The sequence below is a fragment of the Alicyclobacillus macrosporangiidus CPP55 genome, from assembly GCF_000702485.1.
In the GTDB taxonomy this organism is placed as follows: Bacteria; Bacillota; Bacilli; order Alicyclobacillales; family Alicyclobacillaceae; genus Alicyclobacillus_H; species Alicyclobacillus_H macrosporangiidus_B.
In genome coordinates this window covers 3,062,373-3,079,630 of the sequence record NZ_JNIL01000001.1, presented here as the reverse complement: position 1 = coordinate 3,079,630, position 17,258 = coordinate 3,062,373, and the positions used below count along the sequence as shown (strand labels likewise).

The window sequence follows — 17,258 nt, the reverse complement described above, 5'->3', positions numbered from 1 at the left end:
TTTCAGGCCGACGCCGTCGTCGATTCCACCAACTCTGTTCCACGCGTCTCGGGTAAGAACAACAGCGCGATTAAGCACAGGATGTAAGCACACGGGCCGAAGATCGACATGCCAGTGGCCAATCCGTACGACTGAGCCAAGTACCCGACGATAGCTGGTGCAAACGCGGCCGCCCCGCGGCCGAAGTTGTAACAGAACCCCTGCCCGGCCCCGCGCGCTTCCGTCGGGAACAACTCGGCCAAGAACGGCCCAAACCCGCTAAAAATACCTGAAGCGAAAAAGCCAAGGGGGAAACTCAGAACGATCATCAGCCCATTGGAGATATCGAAGTTGGTGTACGTCAGGATGATTGCGCCACTACACACAGCGTAGATGGCGAACGTCGCCTTGCGGCCCAGGATGTCATTGATGAATCCTGATAACACATAGCCGATGAATGAGCCGAGAATGATGACGAACAGATAGCTACCCGATCCGATGACCGTCAGGTGGCGCACCGTTTTCAAATAGGTCGGTAACCAGGTGAAGATGGCGTAGTAGCCGCTCTGCGCCCCGACGGCGAGGAGAGCTGCAAATACCGTCTTCCGCAGCAGTTGCGGCCTGAAAATGGTGAAAAAGCTCACGGTATCCGTAGGTTTGGAAACCTGCTTCGCCCAGATGTCCGGCTCCGGTACGTGGCGCAGGATGTAAACGACCAACAGGGCCGGCAGGATGCCGAACAGGAACATGACGCGCCAAACGACGTTCGACGCCATGACGGAGGTGAGAATGATCTGCAACAACACCGCAGCGCCCCATCCGAGTGCCCACGCCCCCTGGACGAATCCGAGCACCCTTCCGCGCTTGGAAGCCGCCACCGACTCGGCGATCAACACAGCGCCAACCGCCCACTCGCCGCCGAATCCAAGCCCTTCCAACGCCCGAAACACCAGCAAGATACCGTACGAGGTGGCCACACCCGACAGCGCCGTGAAGAGCGAGTACATGACGACTGCCAATGCCAAGGTCCGTACTCGTCCCAAACGGTCCGATAGCGTCCCCGCGATGATGCCGCCCAGAGCCGAAGTGAACAAGGTCACACTGCCGATGAGACCAGCTTGGCCCGAGGTTAAGTGAAAGGCCTGCATCAGCAGGGTGATGACCAGCGTGTAGATCATGTAGTCGAACCCATCCAACCCCCATCCCAGGAACGTGGCAATGAACGCTGGACGCTCCTGCGCCGTCAAGCTTAGAATCCCGCCACTTCCTTGACTCATCAAGGACACCCCTCTCTTCAACGTATCATTCAATCTATTCATAATACTCAATCTGGAAGGCGAGCACTGCCACGCCCATGTTGGCGTCCGGGCCGGCGCAACGCATAGAAGAACAACGGATCACCTCACCCGAGTTCCCCCCACAGGCGAGCGATTCGGAAAAACCTGCGCTGATCGAATAGCAGCGCCTGCGCCTCCTCCACTGACACCGCGGTGAACCGCAAGGTGTCCCCGGGCCGTGCCTGGGCGACCTTCGGAATGTCAACGGTGATCACGGTGGCTATTTTCGTGTAACCGCCTACCCCGCGCCGCCCCGCCAAGAGGATAATCGGTTGACCCGACGCAGGGACCTGGATGGATCCCTCCGAGATACACTCGGACAACAGGTCGGCCGTCTCCAAATGCGTTAACCGCGGCCCTTCCAACTGGCAGCCCATGTGGTCGGAGCGCGGGGTTACGGTGTACGGTTGGCTGAGCAGCGTCTCCACGGCATCCGATGGGAAGCGATGGGCCTGTGGGCCCAGGATCACTCGCACCTCCACCTGCCGGGAATACTCCGGGACACAGTCTGGGTGCAACCACCGCGTTCTCCGCCCCCCATTCGCACCCGCGCGGCCAATGGGCAGGACATCCCCCGCCTGCAGAGGGCGCCCCTTCCATCCCCCGATGCCGACCACCGGATCGGTCGCGCGGCTGCCAAATGCCTCGGGTACGTCGATGCCCCCGCGGACACACAGGTATGCGCGGCATCCGTACGGACCCCCAGCCATTCGGATGGCATCCCCCGCCTTCAGCTGCAGCAGCGTCCACGTGGGTGCCCTCCGACCATTGACGTGCAGCCCCAAGTCGGCACCCGTCACCACGACGTCACAATCCTGTTCCATCACCACGTGCAACCCGAACAGCGTGGCCTCAATCGCCGCCGATCCAGGGGGATTGCCAAGCAAGAGATTCCCGCACAGCAGCGAGTACTTGTCGGCTGCACCTGAGACCGATAGACCGTGCCGCTGGTAACCACGCCGTCCCAGGTCTTGCACCTCGGCCCGCACCCCGGGGTCGACCACCCTGAGCGCCACACCTACACCTCCTCGTACGCGGATACCCTGGTGTACCTCACCGGAATGGGCCATGGCGCCTGATCGTCCATCGCCTTTAGGTCGGTAAACTCGTCGGGCGTGATGGATACGAAGCGAATGCGATCTCCCTCGTGCACGATGAACGGGTCCTCCCGACGTGGATCGTACATGCGGATGGGGATCCGGCCGATCAGCCGCCACCCGCCCGGGCTCGTGATGGGGTAGTAGCCGGTCTGCTCCCCCGCGATGCCGACCGATCCGGCTGGCACCGCCTGCCGCGGCTTGGGCATGCGTGGCGTCGCGATTCGCGATGAAAGACCGCCGAGAAATGGAAATCCAGGAAGAAATCCCGTGAAGTGGACGAAGTACTCGCCCGCCGCGTGGATCTCGATGACCTCTTCCACCCGGAGTCCGTTATACGCGGCAACGTCACCGATGTCCGGCCCGAACTCACCACCGTAACATACGGGAATCTCTAATGTACGCATGTGTCCCGTGACCGTGCTGTCTAGTTGCCCGGCGCCCCGCTCAATCAACCCGCATATCTGCGCGTACGAATAGACGGCGGGATCGTACGCCACCCACAGCGTGCAGTACCCGGGCACACACTCGTAGATGCCTTGAGCGGCGTGTTCCTCGAGCCATCGTTCCAGCGCGAGGACCCGCGCGGTGACGGCCGGATCGACCCGGGGCTCAAACTCCACCAAAACCGCCTGGTCGCCCGCGGTTCGGATCACCGGACGTAGAGACCCCTCCGGACGCATCCGCATCGTCTCCTCCCATTCGACGTCACCCAAGGATGGTGCTCAGTGGAACCAGCTCAATCCCTTGGGCTACCAGCTCCTGGCGTAACGCACTCGCCACCTGAACGGCGGTCGGCCCGTCACCGTGCAGGCACACGCTGTGCGCGTCCACCGGGATGGGCGTCCCGTCGATGGCGACGATGACGTGATCACGAATCATCGTCACGACCCGTTCGGCGGCCACTTTGGGGTCCTTGATGAGGGCGTCTGGGTATTTTCGGTTGCGTAACGTCCCATCCGGCTCGTAAGTCCTGTCTGCGAACACCTCGTTGGCCACCCGTAATCCGACTTTTTCTCCTGCATGCGCCAGTTTCGTGCCCGCGACAGCCAGTAGGATAAGGTTTTTATCGTAATCGTAGATGGCCTGGGCGATCACGCGAGCCAGATCTTCGTCCACGGCTGCCATGTTGTTCAACATGCCGTGCGGCTTCACGTGCTGGAGCGGCACCCCGTACAGGTCCGTGAACGCGCGCACAGCGCCGATTTGGTAGATCACCATCGCATACACGTCCTCCGGACGCATGTGCATCTCACGCCGCCCGAACCCTTGCAGGTCTGGGAACCCCGGGTGTGCCCCCACCCCAACACCGTGTCGTTTGGCCAGCTCCACGGTGCGCTGAATCACGAGCGGATCGCCTCCGTGGAATCCGCACGCCACATTGATGGAAGTGACCAACGGAATCAGTTCTTCGTCGTTCCCGATTTTATACGCGCCAAAACTCTCGCCCAGATCGGCATTCAAGTCGACACGCAAATGCATCAACCTCCATCCTGAATGAATATTCATGTTCATCTAACCATCAATACGAATAAGCCTATTTTCACAACTCGAAATACGGAAAGCAAGTCGGGCACCAGGGAAGCCTTCTCCGGTTATCCGCTGAGCGGGCATCAAGGCTTGACGGCTACCGTACCTTAAAACATATTCGTGAAATGCCCAGTCTATTGGGGCAGATGATCCCGTGCGCCTGACAGGCCTGACGGAAATCCCGGTGGTGGTTACGAAATGGGACCGTAACAAAGAAGAACTTCGTGGTGTGGCAGCCCTCAATCCGGGTACCACACCACGAAGTTCATTGACGTTTACATGCTCTGGCGCCTCAGACCGCTGAGGGTCAGGCTGTCATTCACGGCCTTTTACACAAACCTCCGCTGCGTCCGCGCCCCATCGTACGTGAACACCACGTCGCGGCCCTCGACCACCGTCTGCAGGTGTACCTGCCGCCCCCACATTCGGTACATGTACGGCAGCGTCTTCTCCAGGTGCTTGAGATCCAGCTCCACCCCCTCGTACGCGTGGCGGATGAACAGCTCCCCGTTGCAGTTGTAGTCGCCGTCCTCCACGTACAGCACCGGGATGCCCCCGTTGACCCGGGAGGCGCAGATGTGGTCTCGCACCTTCTCCCAGTCCGTCTCCACCACGCGCCACTCGTTACCCACCTTCTGATACAGGTACAGGTCGAGCTCTTCCACCAGCTCCTTCGTCAGGTAGTTGCGCAGGAACGAGATGTCGTTCTCCATTTCCCGCACCTCGAAGATCTTCGCCCGGCCCTGTCCCGGCTCGCGCCCAAATCGTTCCCGCTCCTCCTTCGTCGGTTCGTTCCAGCGGCGCTCGATGTCTTCCCAAATCGCTAATCCAAGGTGATACGGATTGATGCTCATCCGCGAGGGCAGCACCACCCCCGCGTGCATCTTCGCGAACTCCACCGCCTCCGCATCCGTCAGATCCATCTCGCGCATGATCCGCAGGTGCCAGTAGGTCGCCCAGCCCTCGTTCATGATCTTCGTCTCCAGCTGCGGCCAGAAGTACAGCATCTCCTCCCGCAACAGCGACAGAATGTCCCGTTCCCACTCCTCCAACACGTGGCTGTGCTGCAGCAAGAACAGCACCAGGTCCTTCTCCGGCTGCTCCGGGATGCGCCGCACCGGGATCCCGCCCGGGCGGTCCCCCGACGCCCCTGCTGAGCCGCCCGACCCGGTCGATCCCGCCGCCCCACCTGCACCTCCTGCCGCTCCGCTGACGCCCCCCACGCCGCCGGTGCCCGCGCCCGATCCAGCCCCCGCTCCGCTGCCCAGACGCCTATCCAGCGCCCACAGGTCGTCGTAAGGCGCCGCCGCCCGTGATTTCTCCCGCTCGCCGCCGCGCCTTCCGGTGGAATCGCGCCGAGCCTGTTGGCGCCGCATCCGCTCCGTCTGCGGTGACGCGTCGACGTGCTCCTGCAGCGCCATTGCGGCGTCGAGGAACTCCTCGACGCGCTGGCGCCCGAACTCCAGCTCGTACGCCCGGATCCGATCCGCGTTGGCCGCCATCCGCTCCACCATGTCGCGCGAGGTGCGCGAGAACCAGACGTTGTTCTTGAAAAAGTCGCAGTGCGCCAGCACGTGCGCGCAGACGGTCTTGTTCTGCAAGAGCGTGTTGCCATCGAGCAAAAAGGCGTAGCACGGGTTCGAGTTGATGACCAGCTCGTAGATGCGGCTGAGCCCCAGGTCGTACTCCGTCTTCATTTTATGGAATGTTTTTCCAAATGACCAGTGGTGGAAGCGCGTCGGCATCCCGTAAGCGCCGAAGGTGTACAGGATGTCCGCCGGGCAGACCTCGAACCGCATCGGATAAAAATCGAGCCCGAATCCCCGGGCGATGTCCATCATCTGGTCGATGCTGCGTTCCAGTTCCTTCATCTCGGCCGCGTTCATGCCGGCTTCACCCCGCTCTGCGGATTCGAGAAGAAGTGCTTGAGCGCACCGTAGACCGCCGCCTTCTCGCGGATGACGTAGCTGCGGAAACGCGGGTGATTCAGCTTGCTGTAGGCGGTCATCAGCGTCGAGGAGCGGTTGTACTGATTGACCTCCGCGTACCCGAACATCTGCGATCGCTCGCACAGTTCCCGCACGAACTGCACGCACTTCTCATTGTCGGACGTCAGGTTGTCGCCGTCCGAGAAGTGAATCGGGTACAGATTGAAGCGATCCGTCGGATATTCGCGATCGATCATCCGCAGCGCAAACTCATACGCCGACGAACAGATGGTGCCGCCGCTCTCCCCCTTCGTGAAAAAGTGCTCTTCGCTCACCTCGCGCGCCTCCGTGTGGTGCGCGATGTAGCGGATCTGGACCGACTCGTACCTGGTGCGCAAAAACCGCGTCATCCAGAAGAAGAACGTGCGCGCGCAGTATTTCTCGAACAGCCCCATAGAGATGGAGGTACCAGATGTGAGTACCGCACCCGGATGGACTACTCCCCCGGACGCAACTGGTACCGCAACGCCATGTCCGTCACGCGAACGCCGTCCACCGTCACTCCGGCCACCAAGCCGTGAAAGATCCGGCGCAGCTCCTCCCGCGGCACGGCGCCGGGCGGGTCCCAAAGCGGCAGCACGTCGCGGACCCTGCGCGGCCAGGGCGGATGATCGCGCGCCACGCCATCGCCCTCCTGGCCGTCGCCTGCCTCGCCGTGGCCCGCGTCGGCGTCGCCCGCCTCCTCGCCACGCTCGGCCAGGGTCGCCAATTCGGCCAATTCCTCGTCCAGCCGCGCGACCTGCGCCATCCAGCGCCGTTTCAGCGACTCCGCTACCGTGGCCGACACCGCGTCGTCGAGATACAGCCGTTCCAGCGCCTGTTCGATCCGCCGGCGCTCCGCCTGAAGGCGCCGAGCCCTCGCCTGCGGGTCGCCGCCCGAGTGCTTCACCCGGGCCTGAATAGGCAGGTCCCTGTACGGGGACAGGAGGAACCCTAGCAGGCGCCACACCGCGGCCTCCACCTCCGCCGCGTTGAGATTCGGCTGGCTGCACGCCGATCGGCCGAAGCGAAACGCCCGGCCGCAGGCGTAGTAGCGATACTCCTTCCCGTTTCGGCGCTGCGCCTGGCACACCATGCCCGATCCGCACCGGCCGCAGCGCAGGATCCCCGTCAGGGGATGGCGCCCGCGGCTGCGCGGCCCGTCTCGGCCATCGCCGCGGAACCGGGCCTGGGCGCGATGGAATACCGCCCGCTCGATCAGCGCCGGGTGGGTGCCCCGGACCACCACCCAATCCGCCTCGGGCACGCGATGTTTGCTTCGAATTTTGGTGTAACCGCGATCGTCAAAGATGCGCCGCAGGGCGTTTCGGGTGCGCCCGTACACCGTGTCCCCGGTATAGGCCGGGTTCTGCAGCACGCGCCGCACGGTCACGCGCGACCAGGGGCGGCCGTTTTTCGTCCAGCGGCCCCGCTCGTTGAGCCACTGCGCGATGCGCAGCGCCCCGTATCCTTCCTCCGTGAAGAGGCGGAAGATGTCGATCACGGTGGCGGCGTGCACCGGATCGATCTCCAGTCGCCGTGTGTCCGGGTTCAGGCGGTACCCGATGGGCGCCTCGCCCACCCAGTGGCCACGCCGCGCCATCGACTTCTTGCCGGAGGAGACGCGGGAGCTGATGCGCTTGCTCTCCATCTCCGACATGACGGAGTGGATGCCGAGCAGATCCAGCGTCTCCGGCCGGTCGCTGTCCAGGTTGTCGTTGATGGCGATGACGCGCACGCCGTGCATCTGGAAGCGGCTGACGATCTCGATGTGCTCCGCCTGATCGCGGCTGATGCGGCTGATCTCCTTGAACACGATCACCTCGAATCGCCCTGCCCGGGCGTCTTCGAGCGCCCGCTGGATGGCGGGGCGCTGGACGAAACGGGTGTAGTAGCCACTTTGATCGAGATCGGTGTACACGCAGGCGTCGTCCACCACATACTGCTCGCCCAGGCGGCGGATGTACTCCTTGGCGTAGTCGACCTGGTTCTGCAGGCTCTCCGCCTGCATGTCGGTGCTGACGCGCGCGTACACCGCGCAGACCTTCACCGAACCCCTCCCGCGATGCCCGGAGAACTCGCCTCTGAGGGCCCCGTCCGGCCCGCTGCGCCCCCACCGCGGGCGCGCCTCCCCCTGTCCAACCCCGGGTGGGCGGTACCGGGGCGCGGTGCGGGACGGATCTCGGCGGATCCCACCTCCGCTTCCACCGGACGCCCCAGCCGCTGCTGCAGGGCACGGGCCGCCTCCTGCCGGATCCAGTCCGTGACGGGCGGTGCGTCGGCGGCAGAGCGAACATGAATCTCGTCCAACCGGATGTCCATGTGCACGCCTCTCACCTCCCTCACCACCCTATGCGTTTCACGGAATGTCCTATGGCCGGAGACACCGTGAAAACGTTTTTTGAAAACGTATTGCAAACAATCTATGAAAGCGATTAAAATGAATGGGCGTCGAGACATCTTGGTAGGAACAGCGAGGGGAGAACGTGAGTACAAACGCAGTTCAGAAGATCCCGAGCGGACGATGGATCCATATCATTCCGCCGACGATTCTCGTGTACATCGTCGCCTTCATGGATCGGACCAACATCGGTTTCGCCATCGCCGGCGGAATGGACAAGGCACTCGGCCTGACGGCCACGTTCGCGGGATTGGCAGGCGGCATTTTCTTCATCGGTTATATGGTGTTGCAGGTTCCCGGCGGCATGATCGCCGAGCGGGGCAGCGCGAAGAAGTTCATCGCCTGGACGATTGTCGGCTGGGGCACCATCGCGACCTTGACCGGATTCGTCCACTCCGCAGGGCAGCTGCTGGTGATGCGATTCTTGCTCGGTGTCGCGGAGGGCGGCGTGTGGCCGGCCATCCTCGTCATCATCGCGCACTGGTTCCCGAACGAAGAGCGCGGGCGCGCGAACGCGTTCTTCATCATGAACATCGCGATCGCGAATATCATCACCGGGCCGCTGTCCGGTTGGATACTGACGATCTGGAACTGGCGCGGCGTGTTCATCGTCGAAGGCCTGCTGTCGCTGGCGCTGATCGCCATCTGGCTCCCGATGATGAGCGACCGCCCGCGGGACGCCAAGTGGATCTCCCAGGCAGAGCTTCAGTACATCGAAGGCAAGCTGCGTCAGGAAGAGGAGGCAGTTCGCAAGGACCAGGCGGGTCCCGTGTCGATGGGCACTCTGTTGGCGAACGGGAACATCTGGAAGTTGATTCTCATCTACTTCTGCTATCAGACTGGCATCTATGGGTTTTCCCTGTGGCTGCCGACCATCCTCAAGTCGCTGACGCACATGGGCATGGGCAGCGTCGGTTGGCTGAGCGCCATCCCGTATATCGGCACGGCCATCGGCCTGTACATTTTCGCGTCGCGCTCCGACAAGAGCAACAACCGCAAACTGTACACCGGCCTGCCGATGATCGGCTTCGCCATCTGCCTGCTGTTGTCCGTGTGGACGAAGAACCACATCTGGGTGTCGTTCGCCTTCCTGGTCGGGTGCGGCGTGTTCCTGCAGGCGGCATCCCCGACGTTCTGGACCATCCCGCCGCTGTTGTTCACGCCCGAGGTCGCGGGCGGGGCGCGCGGCATCATCAACGCGTTGGGCAACCTGGGCGGTTTCCTCGGCCCCTACATCGTCGGTCTGCTGACCAGCATCGCCGGGTCGAACGCGGGCATCTACGGATTGGCGGTGTTCCTGGCTCTCGGCTTCCTGCTGACCCTGACCCTGCCGTCCAAGGTCTCCGGTAAACCGGCGGCCGATATGCCCTCCGGGCGCGTCCAATCCCAGCTGTCCCACTGAGCCCGCCTCCCGATGCGGCGCTCACGGTGCAGGGCTTGTCCAAAGGCCCGCGTTTCATCGCGATAAGGGCTGTCGAGGTCACCCTCGGCGGCCTTTCCCATTTTCCTCAACGGTGTGACTTCCATCGATCCGCTCGTATCCATGATGGCCAGCACGACTGCGCTCGAATCCGGCTTCTCGACGTCCTCCCACGTCTTGAAACGCAGGTCGTCCGGCGTAATGCGAGGGACTCCGGCGCCATGCATCTGCGTCCGGCGGATGGTCTCGAGCAGGGTGCGCTTCTTGTCGATATTGTTCGTCAGGCCCTTTCTGCGCACGTCCCGGTAGTCGAAGTCCGTGACGACCACGCGCTCCGGCTGTTTCGGCGCCAGATTGGGCAGCTCCAGCTCGGCGAACAGCATCTCCTGGATGTCCTCCAGGGTGACGTCCGCCTCGTAGTAGTCGAGGCCCGGCGCGTCCCCCGCGCCTTGGCCTTGGCCGGGCCCCTGGCCGGCCTGGCCCTGGCCCGGTTTCCCCTGCGCGATCACGTCGCCCACCTGGGTATCCCCGTCTCCGGTCCCGGCATGGCGGCTCTTGTTGAAGTTGTAGCGAATCCGGTACTCCTCCAAGGAGCGGATCGGAATCTTGACAATCTGGCGCCCGTCGCTGAGGATGATGCTCTCGTCGCTGACGAGATCGGCGAGGTTCTCCTTGATGGCCTGCTTGACTTTCTCCCGGTGCCGCTCCTGGTCCTGCTGCCCCTTGCGGTGCAGCGACCAATCCTCTCGATGCAAGCTGAATTGCACATCTGCCATCCGGCTTCCCTCCTCGCGCTGGTTTGTGATGGCAACCACCGTGCGACGCCGCCTGTCCCCCGGCTCCCTCCTCGACCCCGTCAACGGTTGAGCAGGCTGCCGGTGTAACGCAACAGCTCATTGGCGCACACGGGGCAGTATCCATGCTCGTCGATCAGACGGGCCGTGACCTCATTGACTTTCTTCAGCTGCTGCTCGTCGGGCGTCTTGCTGGAGGTCGTGATCTTGACCACGTCCTTCAGGTCGGCGAACAGCTTCTTCTCAATCGCTTCGCGCAGCCGATCGTGCGAGCGGTAATCGAACTTCTTCCCGCGCCGTGCGTAGGTGGAGATGCGGATGAGGATCTCCTCCCGGAACGCCTTTTTCGCGTTCTCCGAGACGCCGATCTGCTCCTCGATGGAGCGCATCAGCTTCTCGTCCGGATCCACTTCCTCCCCCGTCAGCGGGTCCTTCAGCTTCTGCCAGCTGCAGTAGGCCTCAACGTTGTCGAGATAGTTCTCGAGCAGGGTCTTCGCCGACTCCTCGAACGAGTAGACGAACGCCTTCTGAACCTCCGTCTTGGCCATCTCGTCGTACTCCTTGCGCGCGATCGCGATGAAATTGAGCAGCCGCTCCTTCTCCTCCTTGGTGATGGACGCGTGCTGATCGAGCCCGTCCTTGAGCGCCCGCAGGACGTCGAGGGCGTTGATGCACTGCGTATCGCGGCGGATGAGCGCCGTAGAGATGCGGTTGATCACATAGCGCGGATCCAGCCCCGACATCCCCTCGTCCGGGTACTCCTGCTGCAGCTCCTTGAGGTCGGTGTCCTTCAATCCTTCGACCGCCTCGCCGTTGTAGGCGCGCAGCTTCTTCAAAAGGTCGACGCCCTGTTTTTTCGACTCCTTCAGGCGCGTCAGGATGGAAAAGATGGCCGCGGTGCGCAGGGTGTGCGGCGCGATGTGGATGTCGCGCAGATCGCTCTGCTTGATGAGTTTCTCGTAGATCTTGATCTCATCGTCGACCCGCAGGTTGTAGGGCACCGGCATGACGATCATCCGGGACTGCAAGGCTTCGTTCTTCTTGTTCGAGGTGAACGAACGGTATTCGGCTTCGTTGGTGTGCGCGATGATCATCTCGTCTGCGGAGATGAGCGCAAACCGGCCGGCCTTGAAGTTCCCCTCCTGGGTCAAACTCAGCAGGTGCCACAGGAACTTCTCGTCACACTTCAACATCTCTTGAAATTCCATCAAGCCACGGTTGGCCTTGTTCAATTCGCCGTCGAACCGGTACGCCCGCGGATCGGACTCAGATCCGTACTCGGTGATGGTGGCAAAGTCAATGCTGCCGGTCAGGTCGGCGATGTCCTGCGACTTGGGATCCGACGGGCTGAAGGTGCCGATGCCGACGCGGCGCTCCTCGCTGAGCACCACACGCTCCACCGGCACCCGCCGGATGTCGCCGTCGTACTCCAGCTCGAGCCGCTGGTTGCAAGCCGGGCACAGGTTTCCTTCAATCTTGACTCCGAACTCGCGCTCGAACTCCGGTCGAAGTTCCACCGGGATGAGATGCAGCGGTTCCTCGTGCATCGGGCAGCCTTTGATGGCGTACAGAGCGCCCTCCGGGGTGCGGGTGTAGCGCTCCAGCCCGCGCTTGAGCATGGTGACGATCGTCGATTTGCCGCCGCTGACGGGCCCCATCAGCAACAGGATGCGCTTGCGCACCTCCAACCTGCGGGCGGCGGCGTGAAAGTATTCCTCCACGAGCCGCTCCAACGCCGCGTCGAGGCCGAAGATTTCCGATTCAAAAAACTTGTAATGCCGCCGGCCATCCTCGTCTACCTCGATACCCGCCGCGGCGATCATGTCATAGATCCTGGCGTGCGCTGTCTTAGCCACATCGGGGTTTTCACGGACGATGCGCAGATAATCCTCGAACGTACCTTCCCACCGCAGACTCTCCTCCTCGGCCCGGTAAGCGTTGAGACGTTCCAAGAAGTTCATGCCCACATCCCCCTTCTACTTCCGGCCTCTCGTATTGACGCCGCGGTCCACGTCAGGTACAGCCAAACGCACTCGTCGCGCAGAGCGGAGTGAGGAATCCGAAATAGAGAGCCTATTAGTTGACTATATTCCCGGTGTTCTTGACCAAATACCCAGACTTGGCGGCTCTTGTGTACAAATATTTCGATAACTGGACCTTGTCTTTGCGCGCCCGTCGCGGCTGTACTTCAGCGTATGCAACCGGCGCGCAGGATGTCCTGCTCCTCCGCCCATTCCGGGCACTATGGAGTCATCCGCCCATCCGCGCGGCCTGCAGCCAAGCCAACGCCTCTGGCATCTTGCGCTGCCAAAATCCCCAGATATGCCGCCCCTCGTCCTCCTGGTAGGTGACCGTGGCTCCGGCACGTTCGAGCTGTGTCCGCATGTCCCGGTTCAGCGCCAGAAAGTCGCGCGCCCCCGCATTTGTCTCGACAGCCGTCTCCTCCGTCCCCACCACCATGAATGCCTCCAGCCCGCTGAGGTCGCCAGCCTCCTCGACCCGCTCCAACAACGGCCGGTAATAAGCACCCGAGAACAAGAGCAGGCGGCGGAACTCGACTGGGTGATCGAGGTGGATGGACAGGCTGATTGCGGCTCCGAGCGAGACGCCGGCCATGAAACGCATCGCAGGTCGTCCGCCGGCGGCGTACCTGTCCTCGATGAAAGGTACGCACTCCTCGATCACGAAGTGCGTGTAGGCCTCCCGGCGCGTCCCGGCGGGTCCGTAGTCGTCGTTTCGCCGGGCTTTGTTGACGGCGATGCCCACGATGACCAGCGGATCGATCTGGCCTGCCTCCAACATTCGGTTTGCGATGGTGGCGATACGGCCGTGCGTGAAGAACTCCAACCCGTCGTGACAGTACAGCAGGGGGTAGCGGTTTGCCGGATCATACCCAGGCGGAAGGTACACTTTGATGGTTCGATCCTCCTGCAAATGGGCACTGTATAAGGTGTGTGTCTCAATGGTCCTGCGGGTTGGGTCGTAGTGGCTCATCTCCGTCTCCTTTCCACGAGGGGCCGTCCGGCGCACCTGTTACAACATTTATCATAATCATTATATAACAGCCGAATGCGGAACTTTAATTGGTATGTTCAAGTATCCAGGCATGTGTATTATAATGAGTTAGGTTACTGTATCAACCGTGCAGCGGTGTCCAGTGCAAGACCGCCCGACACCCGTTGGCAGGACCTCCGGCCCCGGTTGAGCTCATAAACGAGGTGAGAACATGAGCACAGTGTTGGAACCGACGAAACTGGTTCCCTATTATCAGGTGCTGGACGAGGACGGGAAGGTCGTCAACCCCGACCTGATGCCGAAACTGTCCGATGACCAGCTGCGCGAGCTGATGCGGCGCATGGTGTTCATCCGCATCCTGGATCAACGCGCCATCCGCCTGTCCCGTCAGGGACGCCTCGGGTTTTACGCGCCGGTCGCCGGGCAGGAGGCGTCGATGATCGGCAGCGAGTACGCCACCACGAAGGAGGACTTCATCCTCCCCGGCTACCGCGACGTGCCGCAGCTGGTGTTTCACGGCTGGCCGCTGTACCAATGGATCCTGTTCTCCCGCGGACACCAGCACGGGATGGAAATGCCGAAGGACGTCAACGCCCTTTTCCCGCAGATCATCATCGGTGCCCAGTATGTGGAGACCGCCGGCGTCGCACTGGCGTTCAAGCTCCGCGGCGAGAAGCGCGTCGCCATCACCTACACGGGGGACGGCGGCACCTCGCAGGGGGACTTCTACGAAGGCATCAACTTCGCAGGTGCGTTCCACGTCCCGGCGGTGTTCATCGTACAGAACAACCAGTTCGCCATCTCCGTCCCGGTCCGGCTGCAGACGGCGGCCGAGACCTTGGCGCAGAAGGCCATCGCCGCCGGCATCCCAGGCATCCAGGTGGACGGCAACGATATCCTCGCCGTGTACGCAGCGACGAAAGAGGCGGTCGATCGCGCGCGCGCCGGAGACGGCCCGACCTTGATTGAGACGCTGACGTTCCGCTTCGGCCCCCACACGATGAGCGGCGACGACCCGACCCGTTACCGGACGAAGGAGCTGGAGCACGAGTGGGAGCGCAAAGACCCGCTGGTGCGCTTCCGCAAGTTCCTCGAAGCCAAGGGCCTGTGGTCGGAGGCGGACGAGGAGCGGACGGTGGAACAGGCGAAGGAAGAATTCAACGCGGCGGTGAAAAAGGCCGACGAGTACCCGAAGATGACCATCCCTGGGCTCATCGACAGCATGTTCGAGGTCCTGCCCCCGTCGCTGAAACGGCAGCGCGAAGAATTCACCGGCAAGGAGGAGGCGTGACCATGGCACAGATGACCATGATCCAGGCCATCAACAACGCGCTCGATCTGGAGCTGGGCCGCGATCCGAACGTGCTGGTGTTCGGGGAGGACGTCGGGAAGAACGGCGGCGTGTTCCGGGCGACGGACGGCCTGCAGGCCAAGTACGGCGCCCACCGCGTGTTCGACACGCCGCTCGCCGAGTCGGGCATCGGCGGCTTGGCGGTCGGCCTGGCCATCCAAGGGTTCCGGCCGGTGGCCGAGATCCAGTTCTTCGGTTTTGTCTTTGAGGTGATGGACCAGATCGCCGGCCAGGCGGCGCGTCTGCGCTACCGGACGAACTCGCGTTTTCACTGTCCGGTGGTGTTCCGCTCGCCGTTTGGCGGCGGCGTGAAGACGCCCGAGATGCACGCAGACAGCTTGGAGGGCCTGTTCGTCCAGACCCCGGGCGTGCGCGTCGTCATCCCGTCCAACCCGTACGACGCCAAAGGGCTGCTCATCTCCGCCATCCGCGACAACGACCCGGTGATCTTCCTGGAGCACATGAAGCTCTATCGTTCGATGCGCATGGAGGTCCCTGAGGAAGCGTACACGGTGCCGCTGGATCAGGCCAAGGTGGTCCGCGAGGGCAAGGACCTGACGGTCATCGCCTACGGCGCGATGGTGCACACGGCGCTCCGGGCGGCGGAGGAGATGGCCAACTCGAAGGGCGTGCAGGCGGAAGTCATCGACCTGAGGACCGTCAACCCCATCGACATCGACACCATCGTCGCGTCCATCAAAAAGACGCACCGCGCGGTGGTCGTCCAGGAGGCGCAACGCCAGGCGGGCGCAGCGGCGGAGATCATCGCCCAGATCAACGAACACGCCATCTACCACCTGGAGGGGCCGGTCCTGCGCGTGACGCCCCCGGATACGGTCTATCCGTTCGCACAGATTGAGGACGAGTGGATCCCGACCCCGCAGCGGGTGCTGGCGGGCATGAACAAGGCGCTCACGGTTTGAGTGCGGAGGTGAGACGGGTTGGCAGTGTATGAATTTCGGTTTCCGGAACTCGGCGAAGGGCTGCACGAGGGCCGGATTGAAAAGTGGTTGGTCAAGCCAGGAGATGAAGTGAAAGAGGACGACGTCCTCGCCGAGGTCGAAAACGACAAAGCCGTCGTGGAGCTCCCGAGCCCCGTCGACGGCAAGGTGCTGAGCATCCTCGTGGAGGCGGGCGCCACCGCGACCGTGGGCGACGTCATCATCACCTTCGAGGTGGCCGGCGAAGGCAACGTCTCCTCCGCCCCCGCGGCGGACGTGAAGACGGCGGCGGTCGAACAGGCGGGCTTGGAGCCGGCGACGGCGAACGTCGACACCGCCCGCTCTCCGGTCCCGGCCGGTGCAGGAGCGGGCAGCGGTGCGTCCGACGCGGCCGCCGCGCCACAGGCGCCGTCCGCAGCCACCGCCCCCGCGGGGGCCGGATCGGCCCAGGCGGCAGCTTCGGGGCCGTCGCACGCGCGCGAGGTGCTGGCGACGCCCGGCGTGCGCAAGTTGGCGCGGGAGCTCGGGATCGACATCACCCAGGTGCCCGGCACCGGGCCGAATGGTAAGATCACCCGCGAAGACGTGGAGGCGTTCCACCGCCAGGGCGGCGTGCCGGCGCAAGCCGCTGGCGGCGCAGCGGCAGGGGCCAAGGCCCAGGAGGATGCCGCGGCGGGCGCGGCGAAGAAGATCGGTGCCGGTGTGGCGGAGGCCGGCGAGGCCGCGCTGGAGGAACGCGTGCCGCTGCCGACGATCCGCAAGATCATCGCGCAGGCGATGGCCAAGTCGAAGTACACGGCACCGCACGTCACGGTCATGGACGAGGCGAATGTCACCGAGCTCGTCGCCCTGCGCCAGGAGCTCAAGCCCATCGCGGCCGAGCGCGGCGTGAAGGTGACCTACCTGCCGTTCATCGTCAAGGCCATGGTGGCCGCCCTGCGCCAGTTCCCGACGCTCAACGCCACCTACGACGAGGAGCGTCAGGAGCTGGTGATCAAGCACTACTACCACATCGGCATCGCGACCGACACGGAGCGAGGCCTGGTGGTGCCGGTGGTGCGAAACGCCGACCGGAAGAACATGTGGACCATCGCCAGCGAGATCGAGGACCTGGCGGCGCGGGCGCGGTCCAACAAGCTGGGCCCAGCGGAGATGAAGGGAAGCACCATCTCCATCACGAACATCGGCTCGGCCGGCGGGATGTTCTTCACGCCCATCATCAACTATCCGGAGCTGGCCATCCTCGGCGTCGGGCGCATCACCGAGCGGCCCATCATGAAGGACGGCCAGGTGGTGGGGGCGCACATGATGGCGTTGTCGCTGAGCTTTGATCACCGGATGATCGACGGCGCACTCGCGCAACGGTTCATCAACGAATTGAAACGCCTGTTGGAAAATCCGCGTCTACTTTTGATGGAGGTGTAGG

At 63.1% G+C, this 17,258-nt stretch carries 13 protein-coding genes and 2 pseudogenes; 4 read left to right on the top strand and 11 right to left on the bottom strand.

All coding sequences use genetic code 11. The features are described from left to right. Positions 1-2: 2 nt before the first annotated feature. The 8 genes and pseudogenes from N687_RS0115290 to N687_RS0115250 form a co-directional block, all read right to left on the bottom strand. Positions 3-1,256, bottom strand: coding sequence for an MFS transporter (locus tag N687_RS0115290; protein WP_051663313.1), 1,254 nt, complete (start codon positions 1,254-1,256; stop codon positions 3-5). Positions 1,257-1,381: 125 nt separating this feature from the next. Next, on the bottom strand, positions 1,382-2,332 hold the full coding sequence (locus N687_RS0115285) for a biotin-dependent carboxyltransferase family protein (RefSeq protein ID WP_051663312.1): 951 nt from the start codon (positions 2,330-2,332) through the stop codon (positions 1,382-1,384). A 2-nt stretch (positions 2,333-2,334) separates the two neighbouring features. Next, entirely contained in the window at positions 2,335-3,096 is a 762-nt protein-coding gene (gene pxpB, locus N687_RS0115280) for a 5-oxoprolinase subunit PxpB (RefSeq protein ID WP_051663311.1), read from the bottom strand. Between the two features lie 25 nt (positions 3,097-3,121). Beyond that, a complete protein-coding gene (locus N687_RS0115275; protein ID WP_029422682.1) occupies positions 3,122-3,895 on the bottom strand; it encodes a LamB/YcsF family protein in 774 nt (257 codons plus the stop codon). 377 nt (positions 3,896-4,272) lie between these two features. Beyond that, on the bottom strand, positions 4,273-5,829 hold the full coding sequence (locus N687_RS21330) for a SpoVR family protein (protein WP_035462387.1): 1,557 nt from the start codon (positions 5,827-5,829) through the stop codon (positions 4,273-4,275). Then, positions 5,826-6,338 (bottom strand): annotated as a pseudogene (locus N687_RS0115260) (DUF444 family protein); the annotation flags it as partial. The pseudogene N687_RS0115260 and the gene N687_RS21330, both read right to left, overlap by 4 nt. A gap of 29 nt (positions 6,339-6,367) precedes the next feature. Next, positions 6,368-7,960 carry a recombinase family protein gene (locus tag N687_RS0115255; protein WP_051663310.1) on the bottom strand — a complete coding sequence of 531 codons (1,593 nt, stop codon included), beginning with the start codon at positions 7,958-7,960 and terminating at the stop codon, positions 6,368-6,370. Continuing rightward, positions 7,957-8,238, bottom strand: coding sequence for a hypothetical protein (locus N687_RS0115250; protein WP_029422680.1), 282 nt, complete (start codon positions 8,236-8,238; stop codon positions 7,957-7,959). Before N687_RS0115250 ends, N687_RS0115255 begins: the two co-directional genes overlap by 4 nt. A gap of 158 nt (positions 8,239-8,396) precedes the next feature. On the opposite strand from N687_RS0115250, the gene N687_RS24870 reads away from it, so the two are divergent. Continuing rightward, on the top strand, positions 8,397-9,713 hold the full coding sequence (locus tag N687_RS24870; RefSeq protein ID WP_029422679.1) for an MFS transporter: 1,317 nt from the start codon (positions 8,397-8,399) through the stop codon (positions 9,711-9,713). Between the two features lie 122 nt (positions 9,714-9,835). Here the strand turns inward: N687_RS24870 and N687_RS23300 are convergent. The 3 genes and pseudogenes from N687_RS23300 to N687_RS0115230 form a co-directional block, all read right to left on the bottom strand. Further along, a pseudogene (locus tag N687_RS23300) lies at positions 9,836-10,507 on the bottom strand (DUF444 family protein); the annotation flags it as partial. An 80-nt stretch (positions 10,508-10,587) separates the two neighbouring features. Beyond that, positions 10,588-12,486, bottom strand: coding sequence for a PrkA family serine protein kinase (locus tag N687_RS0115235; protein WP_029422677.1), 1,899 nt, complete (start codon positions 12,484-12,486; stop codon positions 10,588-10,590). 289 nt (positions 12,487-12,775) lie between these two features. Then, positions 12,776-13,519 carry an alpha/beta hydrolase gene (locus N687_RS0115230; protein ID WP_029422676.1) on the bottom strand — a complete coding sequence of 248 codons (744 nt, stop codon included), beginning with the start codon at positions 13,517-13,519 and terminating at the stop codon, positions 12,776-12,778. Between the two features lie 232 nt (positions 13,520-13,751). Between N687_RS0115230 and pdhA the strand changes: the two genes are divergently transcribed. From pdhA to N687_RS0115215, 3 genes are read left to right on the top strand one after another with little or no spacing between them, the layout of a single operon-like run. Beyond that, the gene (pdhA, locus tag N687_RS0115225; protein WP_029422675.1) at positions 13,752-14,831 is read left to right on the top strand and encodes a pyruvate dehydrogenase (acetyl-transferring) E1 component subunit alpha; all 1,080 of its coding nucleotides are present in this window, start codon (positions 13,752-13,754) and stop codon (positions 14,829-14,831) included. A gap of 2 nt (positions 14,832-14,833) precedes the next feature. After that, the gene (locus N687_RS0115220) at positions 14,834-15,814 is read left to right on the top strand and encodes an alpha-ketoacid dehydrogenase subunit beta (protein ID WP_029422674.1); all 981 of its coding nucleotides are present in this window, start codon (positions 14,834-14,836) and stop codon (positions 15,812-15,814) included. Positions 15,815-15,832: 18 nt separating this feature from the next. Beyond that, positions 15,833-17,257, top strand: coding sequence for a dihydrolipoamide acetyltransferase family protein (locus N687_RS0115215; protein ID WP_029422673.1), 1,425 nt, complete (start codon positions 15,833-15,835; stop codon positions 17,255-17,257). The last annotated feature ends 1 nt before the right edge of the window (position 17,258 follow it).